This window comes from Pseudomonas sp. B21_DOA (assembly GCA_030544685.1).
In the GTDB taxonomy this organism is placed as follows: domain Bacteria; phylum Pseudomonadota; class Gammaproteobacteria; order Pseudomonadales; family Pseudomonadaceae; genus Aquipseudomonas; species Aquipseudomonas fluorescens_AO.
In genome coordinates this window covers 2,467,844-2,490,565 of the sequence record CP086683.1, presented here as the reverse complement: position 1 = coordinate 2,490,565, position 22,722 = coordinate 2,467,844, and the positions used below count along the sequence as shown (strand labels likewise).

21 protein-coding genes and 6 pseudogenes are annotated in these 22,722 nt (G+C 57.4%); 11 read left to right on the top strand and 16 right to left on the bottom strand.

Going from position 1 to position 22,722, the window contains the following annotated elements; translation table 11 throughout:
• Positions 1-109: 109 nt before the first annotated feature.
• Genes LJU32_11375 through rpoE form a run of 3 tightly spaced genes read right to left on the bottom strand, consistent with a single transcriptional unit; the run spans position 110 to position 2,283 of the window.
• Positions 110-1,075 (bottom strand): MucB/RseB C-terminal domain-containing protein, encoded by a 966-nt coding sequence (locus LJU32_11375; GenBank protein WKV90664.1) that lies wholly within the window; start codon positions 1,073-1,075, stop codon positions 110-112.
• Between the two features lie 8 nt (positions 1,076-1,083).
• Complete coding sequence (locus tag LJU32_11370; GenBank protein ID WKV90663.1) at positions 1,084-1,671, bottom strand: anti-sigma factor; 588 nt, start codon at positions 1,669-1,671, stop codon at positions 1,084-1,086.
• Between the two features lie 30 nt (positions 1,672-1,701).
• Entirely contained in the window at positions 1,702-2,283 is a 582-nt protein-coding gene (gene rpoE, locus LJU32_11365) for an RNA polymerase sigma factor RpoE (protein WKV90662.1), read from the bottom strand.
• 555 nt (positions 2,284-2,838) lie between these two features.
• Between rpoE and nadB the strand changes: the two genes are divergently transcribed.
• Positions 2,839-4,446: an L-aspartate oxidase gene (gene nadB, locus LJU32_11360; protein ID WKV90661.1), complete on the top strand. Its 1,608-nt coding sequence runs from the start codon at positions 2,839-2,841 to the stop codon at positions 4,444-4,446.
• Positions 4,447-4,754: 308 nt separating this feature from the next.
• Here the strand turns inward: nadB and LJU32_11355 are convergent, their stop codons facing one another.
• A complete protein-coding gene (locus LJU32_11355) occupies positions 4,755-5,294 on the bottom strand; it encodes an HNH endonuclease (GenBank protein ID WKV90660.1) in 540 nt (179 codons plus the stop codon).
• Between the two features lie 315 nt (positions 5,295-5,609).
• Positions 5,610-6,119 (bottom strand): hypothetical protein, encoded by a 510-nt coding sequence (locus LJU32_11350; protein WKV90659.1) that lies wholly within the window; start codon positions 6,117-6,119, stop codon positions 5,610-5,612.
• A 679-nt stretch (positions 6,120-6,798) separates the two neighbouring features.
• Between LJU32_11350 and LJU32_11345 the strand changes: the two genes are divergently transcribed.
• Both LJU32_11345 and LJU32_11340 read left to right on the top strand, forming a co-directional pair.
• Complete coding sequence (locus tag LJU32_11345) at positions 6,799-7,989, top strand: hypothetical protein (GenBank protein ID WKV90658.1); 1,191 nt, start codon at positions 6,799-6,801, stop codon at positions 7,987-7,989.
• Positions 7,986-8,489 (top strand): hypothetical protein, encoded by a 504-nt coding sequence (locus tag LJU32_11340; protein ID WKV90657.1) that lies wholly within the window; start codon positions 7,986-7,988, stop codon positions 8,487-8,489. Before LJU32_11345 ends, LJU32_11340 begins: the two co-directional genes overlap by 4 nt.
• Before the next feature lie 74 nt (positions 8,490-8,563).
• Here the strand turns inward: LJU32_11340 and LJU32_11335 are convergent, their stop codons facing one another.
• The 4 genes from LJU32_11335 to LJU32_11320 all read right to left on the bottom strand — a co-directional run bounded on the left by LJU32_11335 (position 8,564) and on the right by LJU32_11320 (position 10,471).
• Positions 8,564-8,908 carry a hypothetical protein gene (locus LJU32_11335; protein WKV90656.1) on the bottom strand — a complete coding sequence of 115 codons (345 nt, stop codon included), beginning with the start codon at positions 8,906-8,908 and terminating at the stop codon, positions 8,564-8,566.
• Between the two features lie 26 nt (positions 8,909-8,934).
• A complete protein-coding gene (locus tag LJU32_11330; protein ID WKV91081.1) occupies positions 8,935-9,273 on the bottom strand; it encodes a tyrosine-type recombinase/integrase in 339 nt (112 codons plus the stop codon).
• A 98-nt stretch (positions 9,274-9,371) separates the two neighbouring features.
• The gene (locus LJU32_11325) at positions 9,372-9,890 is read right to left on the bottom strand and encodes a tyrosine-type recombinase/integrase (GenBank protein WKV90655.1); all 519 of its coding nucleotides are present in this window, start codon (positions 9,888-9,890) and stop codon (positions 9,372-9,374) included.
• Positions 9,891-9,994: 104 nt separating this feature from the next.
• The gene (locus tag LJU32_11320; GenBank protein ID WKV90654.1) at positions 9,995-10,471 is read right to left on the bottom strand and encodes a hypothetical protein; all 477 of its coding nucleotides are present in this window, start codon (positions 10,469-10,471) and stop codon (positions 9,995-9,997) included.
• 43 nt (positions 10,472-10,514) lie between these two features.
• Here LJU32_11320 and LJU32_11315 point away from each other — a divergent pair.
• A pseudogene (locus LJU32_11315) lies at positions 10,515-10,706 on the top strand (L-aspartate oxidase).
• On the opposite strand, the gene LJU32_11310 reads toward LJU32_11315, so the two are convergent.
• Together LJU32_11310 and LJU32_11305 are read right to left on the bottom strand one after the other, a co-directional pair.
• Positions 10,675-11,127 carry a hypothetical protein gene (locus LJU32_11310; GenBank protein ID WKV90653.1) on the bottom strand — a complete coding sequence of 151 codons (453 nt, stop codon included), beginning with the start codon at positions 11,125-11,127 and terminating at the stop codon, positions 10,675-10,677. The pseudogene LJU32_11315 and the gene LJU32_11310 overlap by 32 nt on opposite strands.
• Entirely contained in the window at positions 11,111-11,365 is a 255-nt protein-coding gene (locus LJU32_11305; protein WKV90652.1) for a succinate dehydrogenase assembly factor 2, read from the bottom strand. The genes LJU32_11310 and LJU32_11305 overlap by 17 nt, the downstream gene beginning before the upstream one ends.
• Positions 11,366-11,514: 149 nt before the next feature.
• Between LJU32_11305 and LJU32_11300 the strand changes: the two are divergent.
• Positions 11,515-12,455: pseudogene (locus LJU32_11300) on the top strand (folate-binding protein).
• A 34-nt stretch (positions 12,456-12,489) separates the two neighbouring features.
• A complete protein-coding gene (locus LJU32_11295; protein WKV90651.1) occupies positions 12,490-13,311 on the top strand; it encodes an HDOD domain-containing protein in 822 nt (273 codons plus the stop codon).
• A gap of 144 nt (positions 13,312-13,455) precedes the next feature.
• Here the strand turns inward: LJU32_11295 and LJU32_11290 are convergent, their stop codons facing one another.
• Positions 13,456-14,841, bottom strand: a complete 1,386-nt coding sequence (locus LJU32_11290; GenBank protein WKV90650.1) for a sensor histidine kinase — start codon at positions 14,839-14,841, stop codon at positions 13,456-13,458.
• The gene (locus LJU32_11285) at positions 14,834-15,505 is read right to left on the bottom strand and encodes a response regulator (GenBank protein ID WKV90649.1); all 672 of its coding nucleotides are present in this window, start codon (positions 15,503-15,505) and stop codon (positions 14,834-14,836) included. Before LJU32_11285 ends, LJU32_11290 begins: the two co-directional genes overlap by 8 nt.
• 443 nt (positions 15,506-15,948) lie before the next feature.
• On the opposite strand from LJU32_11285, the pseudogene LJU32_11280 reads away from it, so the two are divergent.
• The 4 genes and pseudogenes from LJU32_11280 (at position 15,949) to LJU32_11265 (ending at position 19,980) form a co-directional block, all read left to right on the top strand.
• Positions 15,949-16,925 (top strand): annotated as a pseudogene (locus LJU32_11280) (tripartite tricarboxylate transporter substrate binding protein).
• A 55-nt stretch (positions 16,926-16,980) separates the two neighbouring features.
• The gene (locus tag LJU32_11275) at positions 16,981-17,439 is read left to right on the top strand and encodes a tripartite tricarboxylate transporter TctB family protein (protein WKV90648.1); all 459 of its coding nucleotides are present in this window, start codon (positions 16,981-16,983) and stop codon (positions 17,437-17,439) included.
• Position 17,440: 1 nt separating this feature from the next.
• Positions 17,441-18,954, top strand: a pseudogene (locus LJU32_11270) (tripartite tricarboxylate transporter permease).
• A pseudogene (locus tag LJU32_11265) lies at positions 18,947-19,980 on the top strand (AbrB family transcriptional regulator). The pseudogenes LJU32_11270 and LJU32_11265 overlap by 8 nt, the downstream one beginning before the upstream one ends.
• Positions 19,981-20,096: 116 nt before the next feature.
• On the opposite strand, the gene ung reads toward LJU32_11265, so the two are convergent.
• Positions 20,097-20,789: a uracil-DNA glycosylase gene (gene ung, locus LJU32_11260; protein WKV90647.1), complete on the bottom strand. Its 693-nt coding sequence runs from the start codon at positions 20,787-20,789 to the stop codon at positions 20,097-20,099.
• Positions 20,790-20,920: 131 nt separating this feature from the next.
• On the opposite strand from ung, the gene LJU32_11255 reads away from it, so the two are divergent.
• The gene (locus LJU32_11255; GenBank protein ID WKV90646.1) at positions 20,921-22,033 is read left to right on the top strand and encodes an enoyl-CoA hydratase/isomerase family protein; all 1,113 of its coding nucleotides are present in this window, start codon (positions 20,921-20,923) and stop codon (positions 22,031-22,033) included.
• 67 nt (positions 22,034-22,100) lie between these two features.
• On the opposite strand, the gene LJU32_11250 is transcribed toward LJU32_11255, so the two are convergent.
• Complete coding sequence (locus LJU32_11250; protein WKV91230.1) at positions 22,101-22,451, bottom strand: hypothetical protein; 351 nt, start codon at positions 22,449-22,451, stop codon at positions 22,101-22,103.
• 18 nt (positions 22,452-22,469) lie between these two features.
• Positions 22,470-22,585 (bottom strand): annotated as a pseudogene (locus LJU32_11245) (hypothetical protein).
• Positions 22,586-22,722: the final 137 nt, after the last annotated feature.

Genomic DNA, 22,722 nt, shown 5'->3' with positions numbered 1-22,722 from the left:
AGAGCCGTGAGGCTCTGACCTATAAAAAATTTTCAGGGGTTTTGCAAATGAAAATGCTCAGCAAACATTTCGACGTCTCGACGACGAAGTGGAAATGACTGAAATCAGCTCACTGCTTGCTGGTCGCAGCGCCATCGTTGTTACGCATCGATAGAGCGATTCGTTCGGCGGTGCCAATCGGGATTTCGCCGACAACCGTGACCATCATTTCGCCTTGCGGCGTGGTCAGGCGACGGGATACCGCGACGGTCGGGCCCAACTGAGTGCGGGTGTCAGTGACGGTTGCGCCATTCAACGGTTCAAGGAACACCGAGAAACGCGCCAGACCATCGTCATACATCAGGCTGCTGACTTGGGTCTTGGTTTGCGCATCTTTGTGCGAACTGCTGCTGGTCAGCTCAAAGCCTGGCGGCAGCCAGTCCGAACGCCAGTTTTGCACGGTCTTGGCTGCAGAAGCCTTGTCGCTTGCGATGTTGATCGGCTTGCAATCGGCGTCTGCCAACAAGTCCTTGTCCGACGGGATCTCATCAGTGTCGAGGCTGGTGAACTGGAAACGCTCAAGCAACTGCCCTTTGTCGTTCAACAGCAACGACTTGAGCGGCAGCCCGGTCTTCTTGTCCAGATGCAGCTCGAAACCGTAGCGGTGCTGATCACGAGGCGTGAGTGACACGATCACGGCATCGCGACCGGCCACACGCGACTTGCCAATGACGGCAAGGTCATACCAATTCTTCAGCTTTTTGGGATCCAGCGCACGGGCGGCAGCGTTGGGTGAATCACCCAATCCCGCAATCAGGGTGCCGCTGACGCATTGAGTACGCCCATCAATGCGCACGACTTCCTGAGCCGAGCCGTCGAGCTGCAATAACCGCTCGCGGACTTGGCCATTCTGGACGCGATGCCAGATGTTGTGCGTGGAAAAACTGCCGTTGCGCTCGTAAACGAAAGTACCGTGAAAGCTTTGCTGCTGCTCGGCCTGGCCCAGACGGGTCAACCAGTCCTGGGCCTCGTCAGCGTGGGCTGGAACAATGAACCAGCCACTGAGCAGAAGCGAAAGTAGAGGGATGGCGCGCATGATCCTCCTTAACGGTTTTCCAGGCTTGCGGCACGTGCGTATGGCAGCGCGCTTTCAGTTCCCTTGAGTGCAGCCTGCTGAGCGTGCTGGCGCAGGTAGCCTGGCAGACGCTGATCATGCCAGCCTGGCTGACCTTGCAGGACGCCATTGGCCATCGGGCCAGTCGCTTCCGAACTTTCGCTGTAACCCGCCAGAACTGCCGGACCCTTGACCTGTGGAGTGGCCAGGGTAGGTTGATTCGACTGCTGGGCCAGCTCAACACCAGCGATTTCGTCCTGGTTGTACAGGCGAACACCGGCCAGAACGGCCACGGTTACCGAAGCGGCAACAGCGAGGCGACCCAGGTTACGCCATGGGCTGCGGGATACTTTGGCCGGAGCCGTTTCGTCTTCCAGCGCAGCAGACACTGCCGCAGCGATATCCAGACGCGGAAGCAGCAGATCCTTGTGCATGGCTGCCCGAGCGATCTGGTAACGAGCCCAGGTCTCACGGGTATCAACATCATCCAGTGCGCTGAGCACTCGACGCAATTCCAGTTCGTCCGCTTCGTTATCCATCACTGCGGACAGCGATTCCTGCAGGGCTTCACGACTCATGGCGTTCCTCTCTTGGCTGTCGCCGCTGTCTCAGTTTTCCTGCAACAACGGTTGCAGGGCTTTGTCGATGGCCTCCCGAGCGCGGAAAATCCGGGAGCGCACGGTACCCACCGGACACTGCATGACGCTCGCAATGTCCTCGTAACTCAGACCATCGAATTCACGTAAAGTTAAAGCCGTACGCAAATCCTCTGGCAGTTGCTGAATGGTTCGATGGACAGTGCCTTCGATCTCATCCCGCAGCAATGCGCGTTCCGGTGATTCGAGATCCTTGAGGCCGTGATCGCCATCGTAGAACTCCGCATCCTCTGAACTTACATCGCTATCCGGCGGCCTACGGCCGCGGGAAACCAGGTAGTTCTTTGCCGTGTTAATGGCAATACGATACAGCCACGTATAAAACGCACTGTCACCGCGGAAATTTCCAAGTGCCCGATACGCCTTGATAAAGGCTTCCTGAGCAACGTCCTGGGCTTCATGGGTGTCGTGCACAAAACGCACGATCAACCCGAGAATTTTGTGCTGATATTTCAGCACCAGCAGATCGAAAGCTCGCTTGTCGCCACGCTGAACGCGTTCGACCAGCTGCTGATCCTCTTCCTGGGTTAGCATGAACACTCCTCGATAAGCCCGGAGGAGACTTGCATTACTAAACGACCAGACTTGCAAACATAGACTCGGGCTTTTCGCAAAAGTTCTCCCCTCCAAGCAAGTTTCCTGCGAGCTCTGATTTGGCACGCACGAAAAACGCAGCGCGGGATAAACCGGCTGCGCGAATAATCTTGTTATCGGTTTCGCCGGCAGGAATCCAAACGCAGATTCCGCACTGAAGCCGACACTGTCCGTGGTTTCTGGCACCGTCTATTGATCTTGGCCCTTTGGCAAAAGTTCCAATTATTTATAGCCGTACCCACCTGAGATTGCGCAACCGTGGGCGGAAAAGTCTGTTTCAGCGCCGATACAGGTGTCTTTTCCCACACCTGTGAAAAAATCTTCCGACGAAGCACAGCCCTTTTCACCGCGCAGTAGTCTCACAATGCCATCTGGGCCCGGCTATTGTGCCGCCCAACCCCTCTATATACTAGTGGGCTGTGTGGCTGTCTTGACTCGCCGATCCAGCTGTCTTGCGCCAACCCCGACCCGGGTCGCTTTGAGCGGAATCCTGAAATGAGCCAACAGTTCCAACACGATGTTCTGGTAATTGGCAGCGGTGCTGCCGGTTTGAGTCTCGCGTTGACCTTGCCCGGTCATCTGCGCATTGCCGTATTGAGCAAAGGCGATCTCGCCAACGGTTCGACCTTCTGGGCCCAGGGTGGCGTGGCCGCAGTGCTCGACGATACCGACACTGTCGAATCCCATGTCGACGACACCCTCAATGCGGGCGGCGGCTTGTGCCATGAAGACGCCGTACGCTTTACCGTCGAGCACAGCCGCGAAGCCATCCAATGGCTGATCGACCAGGGCGTGCCGTTCACCCGCGACGAACAGTCCGGCACTGAAGACGGTGGTTTCGAATTTCACCTGACCCGCGAAGGCGGCCACAGCCATCGGCGGATCATCCATGCTGCCGACGCCACCGGCGCTGCGATCTTCAAGACCTTGCTGGCCCAGGCCAAAGAGCGCGCGAACATCGAACTGCTGGAACAGCGCGTTGCCATCGATCTGATTACCGAACGCCGCTTGGGCATGGAAGGCGACCGTTGTCTCGGCGCCTACGTACTGAATCGTGCCACCGGGGAAGTCGATACCTACGGCGCACGTTTCGTGATTCTGGCGTCGGGCGGCGCGGCCAAGGTCTATCTTTATACGAGCAACCCTGACGGCGCCTGCGGTGACGGCATCGCCATGGCCTGGCGCTCCGGCTGCCGGGTGGCGAACCTGGAATTTAATCAGTTCCATCCGACCTGCCTGTATCACCCGCAAGCCAAAAGCTTCCTGATCACCGAAGCCCTGCGTGGCGAAGGCGCGCATCTGAAGCTGCCCAATGGCGAGCGCTTCATGTATCGCTTCGATAAACGCGCCGAGCTGGCGCCTCGTGACATTGTCGCGCGGGCCATTGACCATGAAATGAAGCGTCTGGGTGTCGACTGCGTGTATCTCGACATCAGTCACAAGCCCGAAGCGTTCGTCAAAAGCCACTTCCCGACTGTTTATGAGCGCTGCCTGGGCTTCGGCATCGACATCACCAGACAACCGATCCCGGTGGTTCCCGCCGCGCACTACACCTGTGGCGGCGTGATGGTCGATCAGCATGGGCGCACCGACGTGCCCGGCCTCTACGCCATCGGCGAAACCAGTTTTACCGGCCTGCACGGCGCCAACCGCATGGCCAGCAACTCGCTATTGGAATGCTTCGTTTACGCCCGTTCGGCGGCGGCGGACATTCTCGCGCAGCTGGATGATATCGCGGCGCCGAGCGCCCTGCCCGTCTGGGACGCCAGCCAGGTCACCGACTCGGATGAAGATGTGATCATCGCGCACAACTGGGACGAGCTGCGCCGATTCATGTGGGACTACGTCGGCATCGTGCGCACCAACAAGCGTCTGCAACGGGCGCAGCACCGGGTGCGTCTGTTGCTGGATGAGATCGATGAGTTTTACAGCAACTACCGAGTAAGCAGAGACCTTATTGAGTTGAGGAACCTTGCTCAGGTAGCTGAACTGATGATCCAGTCAGCGATGGAACGCAAGGAATCTCGGGGTCTGCACTACACGCTGGACTATCCAGAGATGCTGCCAGAGGCGAAGGATACGATCCTTACACCGACCAGATGAGGCACGTTAGGACCCTTAGCGTAGCACCATAAGCCCCCGATCTGTAACAGCTTTGGCACATATTTGTCCTAACGCTGGGGTCCTTATCGCCTGCCCGCAAGGGTCCTTAACGTGCGCCCGAATGAGCGTGCAAGGCCCACGGGGGTAAGCGCGCAGGTTAGTAGTTACAGGTGGTCATTCAGATTTTCGTGTCATTTCCTCATCTCCCCTTAGGCTCTCGTTTAGTCGCCTTTGAGTCAGCAACAAGTCAGCCCAGCAGGGCTCAGGCGATACGGGGACTTTCAGAGGGAGTCCTCTCTTAAACAGCCTTAGCAAGGCCCCTCAGCGGGCCCCATTACGGCCTCAATGGGTAACTGACAAAAGAAGCTCCTTACGTTGGCGAACTCTCCGTGTTCCTCAAGGATTGCCTCATAGGCAGCACGACACATTGCGTTGAGCTGCGAGCTGTCATGGTCATCGGCCAGCATGAAACTTTTACCCAGGCCGTAGCCTTCTACACAGCCAGACACACGGCCAGTCTTAGCGTTGATGTAGACCCCTTTAGGCAGGAAGCGGGAACGACCTGGGGTGTTCTGTGCGTTCTGGCGATTGGTGCAGGCCCTTAGGTTGCTGGTCTTGTTATTCCCGGGGTTCCCGTCGCGGTGGTCGATGTAGAGCCCTTGAGGGTCCTTGCCGGTGACCAGTGCGTACACGACCCGGTGAACTGCCAGCCCTTGAAATGACCAATAGCCATCGGGACGCTGGTTGCCTACGGGTTGACCTTCAAGGGTCGCAAGGCCCGAAGGGCTCTTAGGGTCGGCCTTGTAGGAAGCGGAAAGGTTCTTAACGTCGATCTGAATGTTTTGCATGGTAGATGTCTCCTTATTGTGTGGTGGTGGTTCTCCTTAGTGACCCATGGTGCAGGTCTTAGAGGTGCGCGCAGGTCCTGGGCGGCTGCTCAGTGGTCTCTTAAAGGTTGCTCAGTGGTGCTTTCAATCAGTGGTCGGTAGACCCAGGCACTAAGCTCAGAGGGTCTTAAAGGTCTCTAAGAGGTGGGATTGCTTATCAGCAAATAATCCCCGTCACAAAGGAAGGGTCATTTAGGGATGGCTTTAGTCTTGTGTCCTCATTGAGTCAGTGCCTCTTAGAGGTCGGTACTTAGGGTTCTTTATCTTGTGTCCGCATTAAATGGCGAACGCATCAGTTCCCAGGTCCAGACGTAGCTGTGCCATCTGGTTGGGTGTCGATTGAATGGCCGGGGTGGTCTCGCGCTGGTGACATTCAAAGTCTCCCATAGCAGCCCTCAGCCACTTAGGCCGGGACCTCATAAGCGGTTGCAAGGCGACCTCAAGGGCACTGAGATAGCGGCGAGCCATCCGGGAGGACAGACCCAGGTGTGCCCCGATGGTCTCCGTAGAGAAAACCTCAAGGGCCTCAAGCAATTCATAGAGGGTCTTAACCGGGAGCTGTTTGGCTCCGCCGTGGTCCAGCCTTGCGACTCCTGAAAGGATGTCCTCAGACCATCGGTCATACCGGTCCTGAAAATCCAGTTGACCACAGAAAGGGTTATCAATGATTGTCGGCACGGTTCCTCGCTTGGGTTTATTAGGCACAAGGCGAAGACCTGTCAGGTAGTCGGCCCGGTCGAAGTCATGGGCCAGGGTTTGAAATAGAACGGTAGAGAAATGGGTCATGTGGCGGGTCTCCTTGGTAGCGGTGGTCTCCGTTGGTTGCGAGGGGATTAGGATGGGCTCGGTGGTCCCTGTTTAGGTGAGGGGTTTTAAGTGGGGAGTTCCGAGGTTGTAACCGTCATCCATGCGTAGATTGGGATTTAAGCCCAATTGGCTCGACTAAGGTTTACGAGAGTGGGCCCGGAGGTATTAGTCCTGTGGCCTTAGTGAGGGTCTTTACAGACAAATCTAAATGGGCATCAGAAGAAACTATTCGTATCTTCCATTGTAAGTAAGGGTTTATTCCAACCTACCCGGCAGAATCTCAGAAGGACAAAGCCCTCTGTCCCTTAGGTGGGGCCTCATCAGCATTTGCACGGCGACCTTAAGGCTTGCAGGTAACGGCGGGCCATCCGAGAAATGGGCACATACGTGACACGATGGTCTCCATAGAGAACATCTCAAGAGCTTTAAGTAATTCGTAGCGGATCTTAACGAGCAGCTACTTGGTTCCGTTATAGTTCAGCCCTACGCCCTGCAAAATCCTCAGACCATCGGGCGAAACCCACCTGTAAATTCAAGAAACTGTAAGGATGGGGGAAACCAACGAATATCGGCACGATGCCTTATTGGCATAAAGTGATTATTTCTGGCAGAGTCTTAAGCAAGGGCAGTCAAGAATTCGGCACATAGGGATCGAGCGATGAAGAAAGTAATTCACCTAAAAGAAAAGCCTGCCGGTTACTGCACGAACGCTGCGAGAGCTGGAGAACCCGCACTTATCCAGTACCGAGGGGTTTCCCTATCGTCAAGCGGTAGAGATTTCATTCGTAAGGTTGAAGCTTTCCCTAACCAAATTTTAGAAATGGCCTACGCGGACTTCCACGCCTCAACGGTTAAGCGCTTCGTCGCCATAATTCACGAAAATCTTGAGACAGAAGTACATCTAAATGACTTCGACATATATGCTGAAGCATTGGTAACCAGAAGCGTTGAAGCTGGTGACGCAGTAAGAAAAAATGACCTCCACCACTTCGACAAAATGATATTAGAAGGTATAGAATTCCCCAAGGATTGTGGCTATGTAATCATACTAAACAATGGATGGGAGAGAATTCTATTCTGGGATTTCGGCCCTCTATTAGAAAATGAAAATTACGCACCTATAGACTACGACGTAGGTCGCCTTATAGCTACTGGATTCTCGGCTTCGGTTTTTCCAGAGATATTTGATTTAAATGACGACGAGTGGCGTAAAATCATTGCTTCCGGTTGGTTCCCGTTCTCTTATCTTGATTACGAGCAACAACTAAACCTGCTTAATTATTTAAAGCTCGACTGGGACACTCAGGAAATAGAGCAAAGCATCGACCAAAAGTTATGTGACGACAGTAACAATTGGCTATCAAAAATAAGCAACAACGAGAAAATAAAACCACATTACGCCCTCATTGAAAAATCAATGAAGTACCATCTGAATGAGGATTATGACGCATCAATACACATATTATACCCAAGGATTGAGGCACTTCTCCGAGAGGACTTCATCCGAGCAAACCCTCAAAAACAAGGAAGACAACAGAGCGCGCTATCTTCTCACATATCCACCAATGTAACAAAGCACACTCACACAATCACAAGACTACTCCCCGATAGATTCGGAGAGTATCTAAACAAGCACTATTTTAAAGATTTCAACGTTACTGAAGAAACTGACTTCATAAGTAGAAACACAGTCAGCCATGGCAAAAACCCGACCTCTTCATTTACAAGAAAAGCGTCACTAATAGGCTTTCTGATTCTGGATCAAATCCATCAGTACACTCATCTATCCAATACCTTCGAACTCAGAATTCAAGAAAACGAGGAAGCAGCAAAAACAAATCTCGAGTGACTCTGGACAGGACTCCCGAGGCAAATCTTCGCAGACAAATCGCCCGGACAAATTTTAGTATACAGGACGCTTTAAATGTTTGGCTTCTTAAAGAAAAAACCCACCCCCAAAATCAGCAAATCAGAGAAACACTTTCACGCACAGCTACTATTCTTGAATTTAATCTCATGCTGTGCAGATCCGTATCAAGCTATAAAGCCAAACTCAGCAGCGACTTTGTAAGAGGCTATTTTATAGGTTTTCTTGACGCTTCCTTACAGTATTCGAATGCACCATTAAGAGACGATGAGGAGTTTTTCATTTGCATGCTGTACGGACATGAAGCCTTGCTAAGAAAAGACATAGGCTCCACCGATGAGTACACTCGCGCCTCAATGCAACTACAAGGAGTAGAAGGATTCGATAAAGGACAAGCGGCAGGCGGACGAGACTATTTTGATTTTATGAACAATCAAATCAAATCACCCACCACTCTACTTCAAATATTTCGAGACCAATAAAGACTTGCGACCTCGACCCACTCAAGGTCTTGGTCGCAGGCATCAGAAAAATATCTTGTATAGCCCAAACAGGCCTAAAGCCACAAACACGTAAAACACCAATTGAACTCCTTCTTAGTGACACTCTTATTTATCACCCACAACTCATCGAGAAAACAATCTCTGAATTTACGCTCATCAATATCCATCGACAGGCCATATTGAGGAAGTAAGTCAACGGCATGAAAATACTTGATCTGTGCGAGCCGTGATAAATTACTATTGCTGTCGTCTATTTTTAGCTCATCATCGCAAAACATTTTCCAAGCCATAGTTCTTGCGGCTTTTTCACCATTTGAATCTATCGAAAGCAGCTGTAGCTCACGTTTTCTAAGCTCTTGAGCTACCTTTTCACCGCCATAAAGTTCGAGATTTCTCATTCCATTAAGACCTAATTGTATAATTTCTATTTGCCCATAAGATCAGTCATAACTGACCGACCATGAAGCGTGCCCCGGTGCCCCAAGATCGGCTCAGTAATTACCACAAGGAATGTTAAAAATTTCACCCTGAAACGCAAAGCTACTTTCAAAGCCTCAGCTAATCGAGTCACTTCGACCGTACTTCCAGCGCCATAAAGGTCATAACTGATAGATCCCGAAGCATGCCCCAAGATTGACTCAGCGGTCCCCACAGGGATCTCAGCAGCCTTCAATGCACCGGCCAGAGAGTGACGCAAAGAATGGAAGGTCTGGGTCCGATCAGCGTTCAAACTTAGGACATCCCTAAGGGCCTTATTAAGCACGTTCGAGAACTGACCAGCCCCTAACGTGAACAGTCGGGAATCAGCTTTATCGACAAACCCACGGAACGCTTGAAGGTCGAACCCACAGGCACCGTCAGTCAGCGGTATGACACGCAAAGCGTTCCTGGTCTTGGCTGTCTTGCCGTCGTTCCTATTGATGTCGATGACCCACACTCCCCAACCTGCTTTACGTCATCCTTGGTCAACTGTCTGAGCTCCTCGATACGGGTCCCGGTGATGACCCCAAGGGACAACGCCCAACGCTGCCATGCGTCCACTGGTAGTGAGTTAGCGTGAGTCATCAGGGCCTTTACCTGATCTTGAGAGAGTGCCTCACGGGAGCTGTCAGCGCCTTTAGTTGGCTTCAGGCCCTTATCGAAACTCTTGTCGAGATAGCCATTGTTCACAGCCCAATCCATGACCGTTGATAGCCGGGTCAGCAGCTTCTTAACTGTCGAAGGCTTACGGTCCTCAAGAAGCTTGTCCCTGAGGCTCTTCATGTCCTCCCGTGTGTGGTTCTTCATGTCCAGCTCGCCAAGGACCGCGCCGATAGCTTCACACGATGACTTCACGTCGCGCATGGTGCTGGGCTGAATGCTGTCTTTGCGTTCCTCCATGTAGAGCGCAGAGAGAGACTTAAAGGTCAGCCTCGGAAAAGCGTTTACAGATGAAGGCAAGGAGAGGGCCAAAGACGTGCCACAAGATTCTTCGTTGAGGTCCTTTACGATTTCGACCAGCTTCCCTGACTTCCCCGCATACGCTCCTGAGAGGCCTCAAGAATCTCAAGAGCCTTACTCACTGCTCGTTGCTGGTTGACGCTCAGGGGCAGCTTTGCGGAGGCCTTACGAAGTGCCAAGTGATGCTCATCGTTGATCATCTCGTAAGCGACCAGCGAGCTATCACCGTGTGCCATCGTCAGGTTGTACTCAGCGAACTCAATCAAGCGCTCACGGAGTTCGTCCCATGACGCCTCAGGGTTGTCCAAGTGGTAAGCCTTGAGAGTCGAGAGGATGTCGTCGGAGATGGTCATTGCGGTGGCCTTGTCGGTAGTCCTGAGTGACAGCGTGAAGAAGCCCTTAACGGTTCCTTGAGGGCGAAGGCGAAGGTAATAGCGACCAGACCGGCGATAGTGGTACGGCTTGGCGAGCGCAGTTTGTAACAGGTTTGTCCCACTTTGGGAGCGGTGGTTGACGGTCATCGGCTGAAACCCCTGTATCCATTGGGTTTAGCCTCATACGGTCGAGTTCTACAGCAACTATAAAGTCAGCCGTGACCTGATCGAGCTGCGCAACCTGGCACAAGTTGCCGAATTGATGATCAGCTCAGCCATGGAACGCAAGGAAAGCCGCGGGCTGCATTACACCCTCGACTATCCGGATATGCTGCCCGAAGCGCTCGACACTATTCTGGTGCCGCCCACCTACGCCGGCTGAACTTGAGCCGCACTCGCAGGCGTCGGTGCAGATCCGCCGCCTGCGAGTCACGCGGCACGCAGATCGACCTGACCCGCCACTCTCCGCGCAGGCGAAAGCGCAGCACCACGATCAATGGCAGCGCCAGACTGTCCGGGCGCAATTGCACTGCTTGCCAGCCATCAGCCTGATTCCAGACCTGCCAGCCATCGCCGTCGCGCCGCAACCCGCAAAATGCTTTCGGATGACTCAGCAAAATCTGCCGTGGCAGCACCCAAAAACCATGCAGCGCACAGACGCAAGCGCCGAACAGACTGGCCCAGAGTGGAATCGACAGCAGAAACAACGAGCCCATGGCGAACGCCTGGGCCAGCAGATACGCCGCCAGCAACTGCCGTGAGGCATGCCAGCGGCATTCGAACGTATTACTTGGGCTGGACACGATCCAAAATCATCCGGACCATGCGTTGCAGCTCCGGATCTTCCGACTCGCTGCGCTCCATGAACCAGCCGAACATGTCCTGATCCTCACAGGTCAGCAAGCGCACGTACAGATCGCGATCCACTTGATTCAACGTCGCGTAAACCTCCTGCACGAACGGCACCAGCAGCACGTCAAGCTCAAGCATGCCGCGACGGCTGTGCCAAAAGAGGCGATTCAGTTCAACTTGTTCGACCATGGAGCCCTCCTCGAATTTGCCGGGCAGTATACAGGCCCGACGCGGGCCGCACAGTCGGCTTTGGTCGGGCACCCTGATCCTTTATCAACTACCCATTTCAACCCTGCCCCCTTATGATGTGCCCCAGTCTATTTACCCTGCGATGACCCATGGCCGATTCTGCTTTTTTCTGCACCCTGTCTCATGAAGGCGTACTCGCGGTTCGCGGTGCGGACGCCGGAAAGTTCCTGCAAGGCCAGTTGACCTGCAATATCAATTACCTGAGTGACACCCGCGCCAGCCTTGGCGCCCGCTGCACGCAAAAAGGCCGGATGCAGTCGAGCTTTCGCATCCTGCTGGAAGGCGACGGTGTGGTGATGGCGATGGCCAGCGAGCTGCTCGAGCCGCAACTGGCCGACCTGAAAAAGTACGCGGTGTTCTCCAAATCGAAACTGACCGATGAAAGCGCCGCCTGGGGCGCTTCGGTCTGGAGCATGGCGACGCAGCCCTGACGAGCCTCGGTCTGGCACTGCCCGCCGAAACCGACAGCGTTGTGCGCAATGAAAGCCTGATTGCCATTCGCGTCTCGCCCAACCGTGCCGAACTCTGGGTGCCTGCCGCTCAGGCGCAAAGCGTGCAAGGCCAACTGTCGGCCACCCTGCCTGAGACAGGGCTGAATCAATGGTTGCTGGGCCAGATCCGCGCCGGTATCGGTCAGGTCATGCCTTCCACTCGCGAATTGTTCATCCCGCAGATGCTCAATCTGCAGGCGGTCGGCGGCGTGAGTTTCAAGAAGGGCTGCTACACCGGTCAGGAAATCGTTGCGCGCATGCAGTACCTGGGCAAGCTCAAGCGTCGTCTGTACCGCTTGCGCCTCGACGCGACTGAATTGCCAGAGCCCGCCACTCAACTGTTCGCACCCAGCCACAACAGTTCGATCGGCGAAGTGGTGCTGGCCGCCAATGCCGAGGGAAACATTGAACTCCTGGCCGTGTTGCAGGCCGAAGCTGCCGAAGCCGGTGATTTGCGTCTGGGCGCCCTCGAAGGCCCCGCGTTGCACGTGCTCGACCTGCCTTACGAACTGGATCGCGACCGCGAAATCCAGCGCTGATCGCAGCATTGTTGCAAGACCCTAGAGAGTCCAAATGAGCGAACTGGCGGAAAAGGTCCAACAGGATTTGGTTGCGGCCATCGATAACGATGACCTGGTTCTGCCAACGTTGCCGGAAGTGGCCCTGCAAATTCGCAAGGCCGCCGAGGATCCGGAAATCAGCGTCAGCGATCTGAGCAAAGTCATCGGCCGCGACACCGCGCTGTCGGCGCGCCTGATCAAAGTGGTCAACAGTCCGCTGCTGCGCGCCGCGCAGGAAGTCACCGACCTGCACACCGCCATCACCCGTTTGGGCATCAACTACAGCAGCAACCTGGCGATCGGGTTGGTCATGGAGCAGATCTTCAACGCCCGCTCCGAAGTGGTTGAGCAGAAAATGCGCGAAGTCTGGCGCAGCAGTCTGGAGATCGCCGGCGTCAGCTATGCACTTTGCCGTCGTCATACCCAGCTCAAGCCTGATCAAGCAGCACTCGGCGGGTTGGTGCATCAGATTGGCGTGTTGCCGATTCTGACTTACGCCGAAGACCACAACGAGTTGCTCTCGGATGCGGTCAGCCTGACCCATGTGATCGAGCAGATTCATCCAGTGCTGGGCGAGAAGTTACTGCGGGTCTGGGAGTTTCCCGAGCGTCTGGTGCAACTGCCGTTGCTCTATGAGGATTTCGAACGCGACTCGGCCCGCATCGATTACGTGGACGTGGTGCAAGTGGCGAACCTGTATTGCCGCAAGGGCACCGACCATCCCTTTGCGCGGATTGATCCGCTGAGTGTGCCGGCGTTCAGAAAGCTGGGGATTGATCCGGAGAACAAGCAATTTTGCGCGGATCTGGAAGAATCGCGGTCAATGTTCTACTGACCTGTGGTGAGGGGATTTATCCCCGTTGGGTTGCGAAGCGACCCTAGACTCTGCGATCCGAACGGCGACTGCTGCGCAGCCGAGCGGGGATAAATCCCTCGCCACAAGATTACTACCCGGGGAAAATCCCTCGCCACAAAAGTACTACCCGGCAATAAAGCTGACCCGCACCTTCAACCCCGCCTGCTCGCCATCATGCAGGGTAATCTGCGCCAGATGCGCACGGCAGATCTCGCCGACAATCGCCAGTCCCAGTCCGGAACCGGCGACCTGCTGATTACGCCGGTAAAATCGCTCGAATACTCGATCACGCTCGTGCAGCGGAATCCCCGGCCCGTCGTCCTCAACCTCAAGCACCGCCGGCGCCGTGACCCGCAAAATCACATTGCCGCCCGGCGGCGTATGCGCCAGCGCGTTGTCGACCAGATTGCTCAGCAGTTCATTGAGCAGGGTCGGTTCGCCACGCAACCACACTGGCTCGTCCGCCTCCAATGCCAACGCTACGCCACGCTTGTGCGCCAACGGCGCCATGGCCATGCCCAGTTCACGGGCCAACTGACTCAGATCGAGCAACTGCGCGCCGCCCTCGGCAATCGCCCGTGCACCGTTTTCGACGCGGGCCAGCGACAGCAGCTGATTGGCCAGGTGCGTCAGGCGATCGGTGCTTTGTGCCGACGATTCGAGGGTGGTGCGCCAGGTTTCCGGCTCGTTCGAGCGCAGGCCCAGTTCCAGCCGCGCCTTCAGTGCCGCCAGCGGTGTGCGCAATTCGTGAGCGGCATCGGCGATGAACTGCGCCTGCCGTTCGAACTGGCCGCGCAGGCGCTCGGTGAAATGGTTGAGTGCGCGCACCAATGGCCCGAGTTCATGCTGCACTTCCACCAGCGGCAGTGGCCGCAAGTCGTCGGGCTGGCGCTCTTCCACTGCGGTGCGCAAGCGTTCCAGCGGGCGCAGCGCCGCACTCACCGCGAACCACACCAGCAACAACGCGCCCACGGCCAGCATACCCAGACGTAGCAAAGTATCCGCCGCCAGACTGCGCGCCATGCTGACCCGCGCTTCGTCGGTTTCGGCCACGCGGATTTCCGCCATGCCGTTCATGTTCGGCTCGCTCACGGCTTTGAGCAGGCTGACCACGCGTACGTTCTGGCCGTTGTACTTCGCGTTATAAAAACGTGCCAGCGCCGGATAGCTGTCGGTGCGTGGCGTGCCGGGCGGCGGTCCGGGCAGATTTTCGTAGCCGGAAATCAACTTCTGGTGAATGTCGTTGACCTGGTAATAGATGCGCCCGGCGCTGTCATAGGCGAAGGTATCCAGCGCCACATAAGGCACGTCGGCGCTGAGGCTGCCATCGCGCTGCGACAATCCCGCCGCAATAGTCCGTGCCGAGGCCAGCAGCGTGCGGTCATAGGCGGTGTCGGCAGCTTCGCGACCGTTCCAGTAAGCGCTCAAGCCACTGGCGAGCATCAGCACCACCAGCAACCATCCCAGGTTCCACAGCAAGCGCCAGCGCAGGCTGCTGGGCTTATGCATCGCGGCTTTCCAGCAGATAGCCGAGGCCACGGAAGGTCACGATGGCCACGGGCTGGCCATCGAGTTTCTTGCGCAAGCGGTGCACGTAGATTTCGATGGCGTCGGGGCTGGCTTCTTCGTCGAGGCCGAACACCTGCGCGGCCAGTTGTTCTTTGCTCATCACTCGCCCCGGCCGCGCAATCAATGCTTCGAGGACGGCTTGCTCGCGCGAGGTCAGGGTCAGCAGTTCTTCGCCGAGGGTGAAGCGACGCGTATCGAGGTCGTAAGCCAGTACGCCACAGCGCTGCTGACGCTCGCCGCCGAGGACACTGCGGCGCAACAGGGCTTTGACCCGTGCCTCCAGCTCGGTGAGTTCGAACGGTTTGGCCAGGTAATCGTCAGCGCCAAGGTTGAGGCCATGCACGCGATCTTTCACATCGCTGCGCGCGGTCAGCATCAACACTGGCAGGTTCTTGCCGCGAGCGCGCAGCCGCGCGAGCACCTCGAAACCGTCCATGCGCGGCAGGCCGACATCGAGAATCGCCACGGCGTATTCCTCACTGCTCAATGCCAGGTCGGCGGCCACGCCATCGTGCAACACGTCCACCGTCAGACCGGTGCTCTTGAGCGCCTGAGCCACGCTTTCGGCCAGTTGCAAATGGTCTTCGACGAGCAGGACACGCATGGATTTGTACCTCGTTCAGGGTTGGCCGACGCCGCGCTTTGCCGCGGAGTTTACAGCCGCAACCGCCGCTGTGAAGCCCGAAAACCGTGAAAGACAACTGAAAGGTTGCTGAAAGGTTAGCCGGTTAGAGTCGGCTCACGGACAGTTTCGACTGTCGCGCTGCTGCCACACAGCGCAACGAAAAACGCCATGAAGCGTTTTCGACCCATAAGAACAATAACGGAGTACCCCAGCATGCCTTCCATGCGCACCAAGGCTGTAATGCCTGCTCGCCTTGCTCGATTCCAGAATTGCACTGTCGGTTTCTCACCGCGGTCCTGTTTCCCCTCCGTTGTTTCAATGCTTGCGCTCCCGCCGCGAGAAAACTGCGCCTGCCGCTAAGCTTTAGCGTTGCCCGTTGATCATTCAGTCCATCCATAACAACAACTCCTCTGGAGACTCAAATGAACGTATCACTGCGTAAAGTCGCTCTCGCCGCTGGCGCGATGCTGTTCGCCGGCCAACTCATGGCCGAGCCGAAACGCCCGGAATGCATCGCTCCTGCCTCCCCGGCGGCGGTTTCGATCTGACCTGCAAACTGGTGCAGAGCGCCCTGGTCAACCAGAAGCTGCTGAGCAAGCCGATGCGCGTCACCTACATGCCCGGCGGTGTCGGCGCGGTGGCGTACAACGCGGTGGTCGCGCAACGCCCGGCGGATGCCGGCACGCTGGTCGCATGGTCGAGCGGTTCGCTGTTGAACCTGGCGCAGGGCAAGTTCGGTCGCTTTGATGAAACCAACGTGCGCTGGCTCGCGGCGGTTGGCACCAGCTACGGCGCCATCGCAGTGAAAAGCGATTCGCCCTACAAGACTCTGGACGATCTCGTTCAAGCCCTGAAGAAAGATCCAGGCTCGGTGGTCATCGGCTCCGGCGGCACCGTCGGCAGTCAGGACTGGATGCAGACCGCATTGATCGCCAAGGCTGCCGGGATCAACCCGCGCGAGCTGCGTTACGTGGCACTCGAAGGCGGCGGTGAAATCGCCACGGCCCTGCTCGGTGGTCACATCCAGGTCGGCAGTACCGACATCTCCGACTCCATGCCGCACATCCAGAGCGGTGACATGCGTCTGCTCGCGGTGTTCGCCGACAAACGTCTGGACGAGCCGGAAATGAAAGACATCCCGACCGCTCGCGAGCAAGGCTATGACATCGTCTGGCCAGTGGTGCGGGGCTTCTACCTCGGGCCGAAAGTCAGCGACGAAGACTACGCCTGGTGGAAAGACGCGTTCGACAAACTGCTCGCTTCCGACGAGTTCGCCAAGCTGCGCGATCAGCGTGAGCTGTTCCCGTTCGCCATGACCGGCCCGGAACTGGACACCTACGTGAAGAAGCAGGTCGCCGACTACAAAGTGCTGGCCAAAGAGTTCGGCCTGATCCAGTGATCGTCTCTGTCTAGTGGCTGCGTCTCCTACGCAGGGACGCAGCCCAGGAGCTCCCATGCTAATTCAACGCATTTTCGCCTCAGTGTTGCTGCTGGTGTGTGCCGGCCTGGCACTGATGGCGTGGCCGTACCAAGCGGCCTTTTCCTACGAACCGGTCGGCCCGCGCGCCTTTCCGCTGCTGATGCTCGGCCTGATGGGCCTGGCACTGCTGTACATGGTGTTTCGCCCGGCGCCGATCAAACACAACCCGGATGAGCCGCCGCTGGATCGCGAAACCCTGACCAAGATCGGTCTGTGCGTGGTGTTGTTGCTGGTGTTTGCCGGCACCTTCGAACCCCTTGGTTTCATCGTGGCCAGCATCATTACCGGCGTACCGATGGCGCGTCTCTACGGCGGCCGCTGGCTGCCGAGCGTGGTGATCATCAGCCTGATGGCGGTTGGTCTCTATCTGCTGTTCGATCGCTTGATGGATGTTCCGCTGCCTCTCGGCCTGCTCAGCGTCCTGGAGAACTGATATGGATACCCTTGGCTATTTGGGTCAGGGCTTCGGCGTCGCGCTGAGCCCGTACAACCTGGTGACCGCATTGTGCGGCACTCTGATCGGCACCGTCGTCGGTCTGTTGCCGGGCCTCGGTCCGATCAACGGCGTGGCGCTGCTGATCCCGATCGCGTTCGCCCTCGGCCTGCCGCCGGAGTCGGCGCTGATTCTGCTCGCGGCGGTGTATCTGGGCTGCGAATACGGCGGCCGGATCAGTTCGATCCTGCTGAACATTCCGGGCGAAGCCTCAACTGTAATGACCACCCTCGACGGCTATCCGATGGCCCGTAAAGGTATGGCCGGTGTGGCACTGTCGCTGTCGGCGTGGAGTTCGTTCATCGGCGCATTCATCGCCACTTGCGGCATGGTGCTGTTTGCGCCGCTGCTGGCGAAATGGGCGATTGCCTTCGGACCGGCGGAATACTTCGTGTTGATGGTGTTCGCGATTGTCTGTCTCGGCGGCATGGCCGGTGATCGACCGCTGAAGACCTTTATTGCGGCGCTGATCGGTCTGTTCCTTTCCACCGTCGGCATCGACGCCAACAGTGGTGTGTACCGTTTCACCGGCGACAACATTCACCTGACCGACGGCATTCAGTTCGTTGTGCTGGTGCTGGGTCTGTTCTCGATCAGCGAAATCCTTCTGCTGCTGGAAAAACCCACCACGGCCAGGAAGCGGTGAAAGCCACCGGCCGGATGATGTTCAACTTCAAGGAAGCGGCGTCGGTTTTCGTCGTCAACGTCCGCTGCGGCGTGCTCGGTTTCATCATGGGTGTGCTGCCCGGCGCCGGCGCAACGCTCGCCAGTGCCGTGGCCTACATGACCGAGAAGCGCATCGCCGGCACCAGCGGCAAATTCGGTGAAGGCGATCCCCGTGGTCTGGCCGCGCCGGAAACCGCTATCGGCGGCGCGGCGTGCGGCGCTCTCGTTCCGATGCTGACCCTCGGCGTTCCGGGTTCGGGCACCACGGCGGTGATGATCGGCGCGCTGTCGCTGTACAACATCACCCCGGGTCCACTGCTGTTCCAACAGCAACCGGACATCGTCTGGGGCCTGATCGCGTCGTTGTTCATCGCCAACGTCATGCTGGTGATCCTCAACATCCCGATGATCCGCGTGTTCACCCGCATCCTCGCGGTGCCGAACTGGGCGCTGGTGCCGATCATCGCGATCATCACCGGGATTGGTGTTTACGCGGTGCACGCGACCACCTTCGATCTGTTCCTCATGATCGGTATCGGCATCTTCGGTTACATCCTGCGCAAGCTGGATTTCCCGCTGTCGCCGCTGCTGCTGGGCTTTATCCTTGGTGGCCTGATGGAGCAGAACCTGCGTCGCGCCCTGTCGATCTCCAACGGTGCGCTGGAGATTCTCTGGTCGAGCCCGATCACCTTCGGTTGCTGGATCCTCACCGCGATCATGCTGCTGATGCCGCTGATTCGCATCTGGCGCAAGCGTTCGGCTGCGCGGCGCGCCATCGCCGATGTCTGATCGCGCTTCCCTGAAAGCCTGGTGGGGCACCCCGCTGGTCGGTCTGCTTGGCGGTTTCATCGCCAGCCAGATCGGCTGGCCGCTACCGTGGATGGTCGGCTCGTTGCTGGCGATCATCCTGGTGCGCTGCCTGACGCCGTGGCAACTGGCGGAAATCCTGGCGGGCGCAAGTGCGGACAGTGGATCGTCGGCATCGGTATCGGCCTGCACTTCACCCCGCTGGTGATGGAACAGGTGCTCAGTCATTTCGGTTTGATCTTCTTCGGTGCGCTGGTCACCAGCCTGTCGGCGGTAGTCGGCGTGTGGCTGATGCGCCGCACCGGCGAGGACCGTGCCACGGCATTTTTCTCAAGCATGCCCGGTGGTTCCGGGGAGATGGTCAACCTTGGCGCGCGCAATGGCGCCCGGCTCAGCCATGTTGCGGCCGGGCAGAGTCTGCGGGTACTGGTGGTGGTGTTGTGCGTGCCGGCGGCGTTCAAGTATCTGCTCGGTGACGGCACGCCGATTGCTCACGCCGGCAGCGTCGATTGGCGCTGGCTGGCGATTCTTTTCCCAGCGGGCGCCCTGCTCGCGTGGCTCTGGCAGCGTTTGCGCCAACCCAATCCATGGCTGTTCGGGCCGTTGCTGGTCAGTGCGGCGGTGAGCATTACGTGGGATTTGCACATCGGTTTGCCCAATGGCGGCAGTCAGATCGGCCAATGGCTGATCGGCAGCGGTCTGGGCTGTCACTTCAATCGCCAGTTCTTCCGCCACGCCCCATCCTTCATGGGCCGGACTTTGATCGGCACGGCACTGACCATGTTGATCGCGTCACTGGCCGCGTTGGGCTTGAGTACGCTGACCCATCTGGATTTGCGTTCGCTGACCCTTGGGATGATGCCCGGCGGGATTGCCGAGATGAGCTTGACGGCGGAGACCCTGCAATTGTCGGTGCCACTGGTAACGGCGATGCAGGTGATGCGGCTGTTGTTTGTGCTGTTTCTGGCGGAGCCGTTGTTCAGGTACTGGAACCGTCATCCCGCGTAAGACTGAAAACCGAGTTGCCCTTTTCGCGAGCAGGCTCGCTCCCACCGGGGTTTGTGGATTGCACACAATTCCTGTGGGAGCGAGCCTGCTCGCGAAGGGCCAACCCGGTCGAGACATCAAATTGGTGGCAAGCGCCAATCGATCGGCGTTTCGCCATTCTGTTCGAGAAACTTGTTGGTCCGGCTGAAGTGGCCACAACCCAAAAATCCGCGATAGGCCGACAACGGCGATGGATGCACCGAGGTCAGCACCAGATGCTTGGTCGCGTCGATCAGCTTCTGCTTGCTCTGCGCATGGGCGCCCCAAAGCATGAATACCAGATGCGGCTGCTTTTCGCTGACCACTTCAATGATGCGGTCGGTGAAGTGTTGCCAGCCCTTGTCCTTGTGCGCGTTGGCGTTGGCGCGCTCGACGGTCATGGTGGTGTTGAGCAGCAGCACACCCTGTTCGGCCCAGCTCTGCAGGTAGCCGTGGTTGGGAATGTCGATATTGAGGTCGCGCTTCAGCTCTTTATAGATGTTGACCAGCGACGGCGGCGCCGGCACGCCCGGTTGCACCGAGAAGCACAGACCGTGGGCCTGGCCCGGGCCGTGATACGGGTCCTGGCCGAGGATCACCACTTTCACCTGGTCCAGCGGCGTGGAGTTCAGTGCGTTGAAAATCATCGGTCCCGGCGGATAGATCTCCTTGCCGGCGGCCCGCTCCTGCTGCAGAAAGCTGCGCAACTCTGCCATGTACGGCTGGTCGAACTCAGCACGCAGTGCTTCCTTCCAGCTCGGTTCGAGTTTGATACGGTCGTCAGCAGTCATGGTCATTTCCGGCAAAAACAATGGGGCGAACCCTAGGAAAGCCGACCACGCTTGTCAATTGATCTGACGCAGACCCGGCACTTTCCCCATAGCGATCATACTGATCGCTCAAATTCCCGATCGAGGTCACGATGAATCTGCACTTCGAAGAACTTACCGGCACCGACGGCGCCCGCATCGGCATCGCCAGCCTGGATGCCGAAAAATCGCTGAATGCCCTGTCCCTGCCGATGATCAACGCCCTCAGCGACAAATTGAACGCCTGGGCCAATGACCCGCAAGTCGTCTGCGTGCTGCTGCGCGGCAACGGCGCCAAAGCCTTCTGCGCCGGTGGCGAAGTGCGCAGCCTGGTCGAAGCCTGCCGTGCTCACCCCGGCGAAGTCCCGCCGCTGGCCGCGCAATTTTTCAGCGCGGAATATCGCCTCGATTACAGCCTGCATACCTATCCGAAACCGCTGATCTGCTGGGGGCACGGTTACGTGCTGGGCGGCGGTATGGGCCTGTTGCAAGGCGCGAGCACGCGGATCGTCACGCAGAGCAGCCGTCTGGCGATGCCGGAAATCACCATTGGTCTGTATCCGGACGTCGGCGCCAGTTGGTTTCTCGCCCGATTGCCGGGCAGGCTCGGCTTGTTTCTCGGCCTGACCGGCGCGCACATCAACGGCCGTGATGCGCTGGATCTGGATCTGGCCGACCGCTTCCTGCTCGACGAACAGCAACCGCAATTGATCGAAGGCTTGCTGCAATTGAACTGGCAGGAACAGACCGCCATGCAGCTCAACAGCCTGCTCAAGGCTCTGCAGCAGGAGGCACTTGAGCAAATGCCCGAAGCGCAGTGGCTGCCGCGTCGTCCGCAGATCGACGAACTGCTCGATGTCAGCGACGTTGCCTGTGCGTGGAAAGCCATCAGCCTGCACCGCGACAGCAGCGATCCGTTGATTGCCCGCGCGGCGAAAACCATGACCGAGGGTTCACCGCTGACCGCGCATCTGGTCTGGGAACAGATTAGCCGCGCGCGGCACATGTCGCTGGCCGAAGTATTCCAGATGGAATACACCCTGAGCCTCAATTGCTGCCGTCATCCGGAATTCAGCGAAGGCGTGCGCGCGCGTTTGATCGACAAGGATCAGAAGCCGCACTGGCACTGGCCGGATATCAATAACGTGCCGGATGCGGTGGTCAAGGCGCACTTTCATAAAGTCTGGGAGGGGCGGCATCCGTTGGCGGATCTGACTCAGTATTGAGCTGACTCGTGGCCCGCGATGGCAACTGGTTTGCGTCGCGGGCTGGCTCAATCGGTCGTTTGGCAACTCAGACGTTCAGTTCGTAGAACCCAATGATTTCCTTCAATGCCCGCTGCGCTTCATCGTCGCCCTTTATCAAAATATCCTCGACGTCCCTCAGTGGCGGGAGAGGATGCAGACGTTCGGCAATTTGCGTTGCGGTGTAGTCTTGAGTCGCTGTTCCTTCGCTGACCCTTATGAAGCCAATAGCGCTTTCACCTGCGGAAAAGTGATTGGAAACCCGGATTTTCGGCGCCATGCCGTAATCCACCACGATCACCAGATCATCGCGCTCACGGTGAAACTTCAAGTTGTCGATCGTCAACCTGCGTTCGGAAAAATCGATCCCGTCCCGGCCGCCTCCGTTATTGATGATCACGTCTCGACCGAGGCCATCGTATCGGTAGAGATCACTTCCAGCGCCGCCCGCCAGCGTGTCATCACCCGGCCCCCCAGCAGCAGATCATCACCGGGGCTGCCCGTGAGCACATCATCCCCCTGCATACCTCGGATCTCTCCCGCCCCGGTTATCGTGTCATTGCCACGACCGCCGACTAATGGAAGTGCTCGTCCGTCTCGCAAGGAAGTTGAACGGGTGGGATGGTTGACGATGACACCCGTATGAAAAGTCTCGGGCGCGGGTCCCAGCT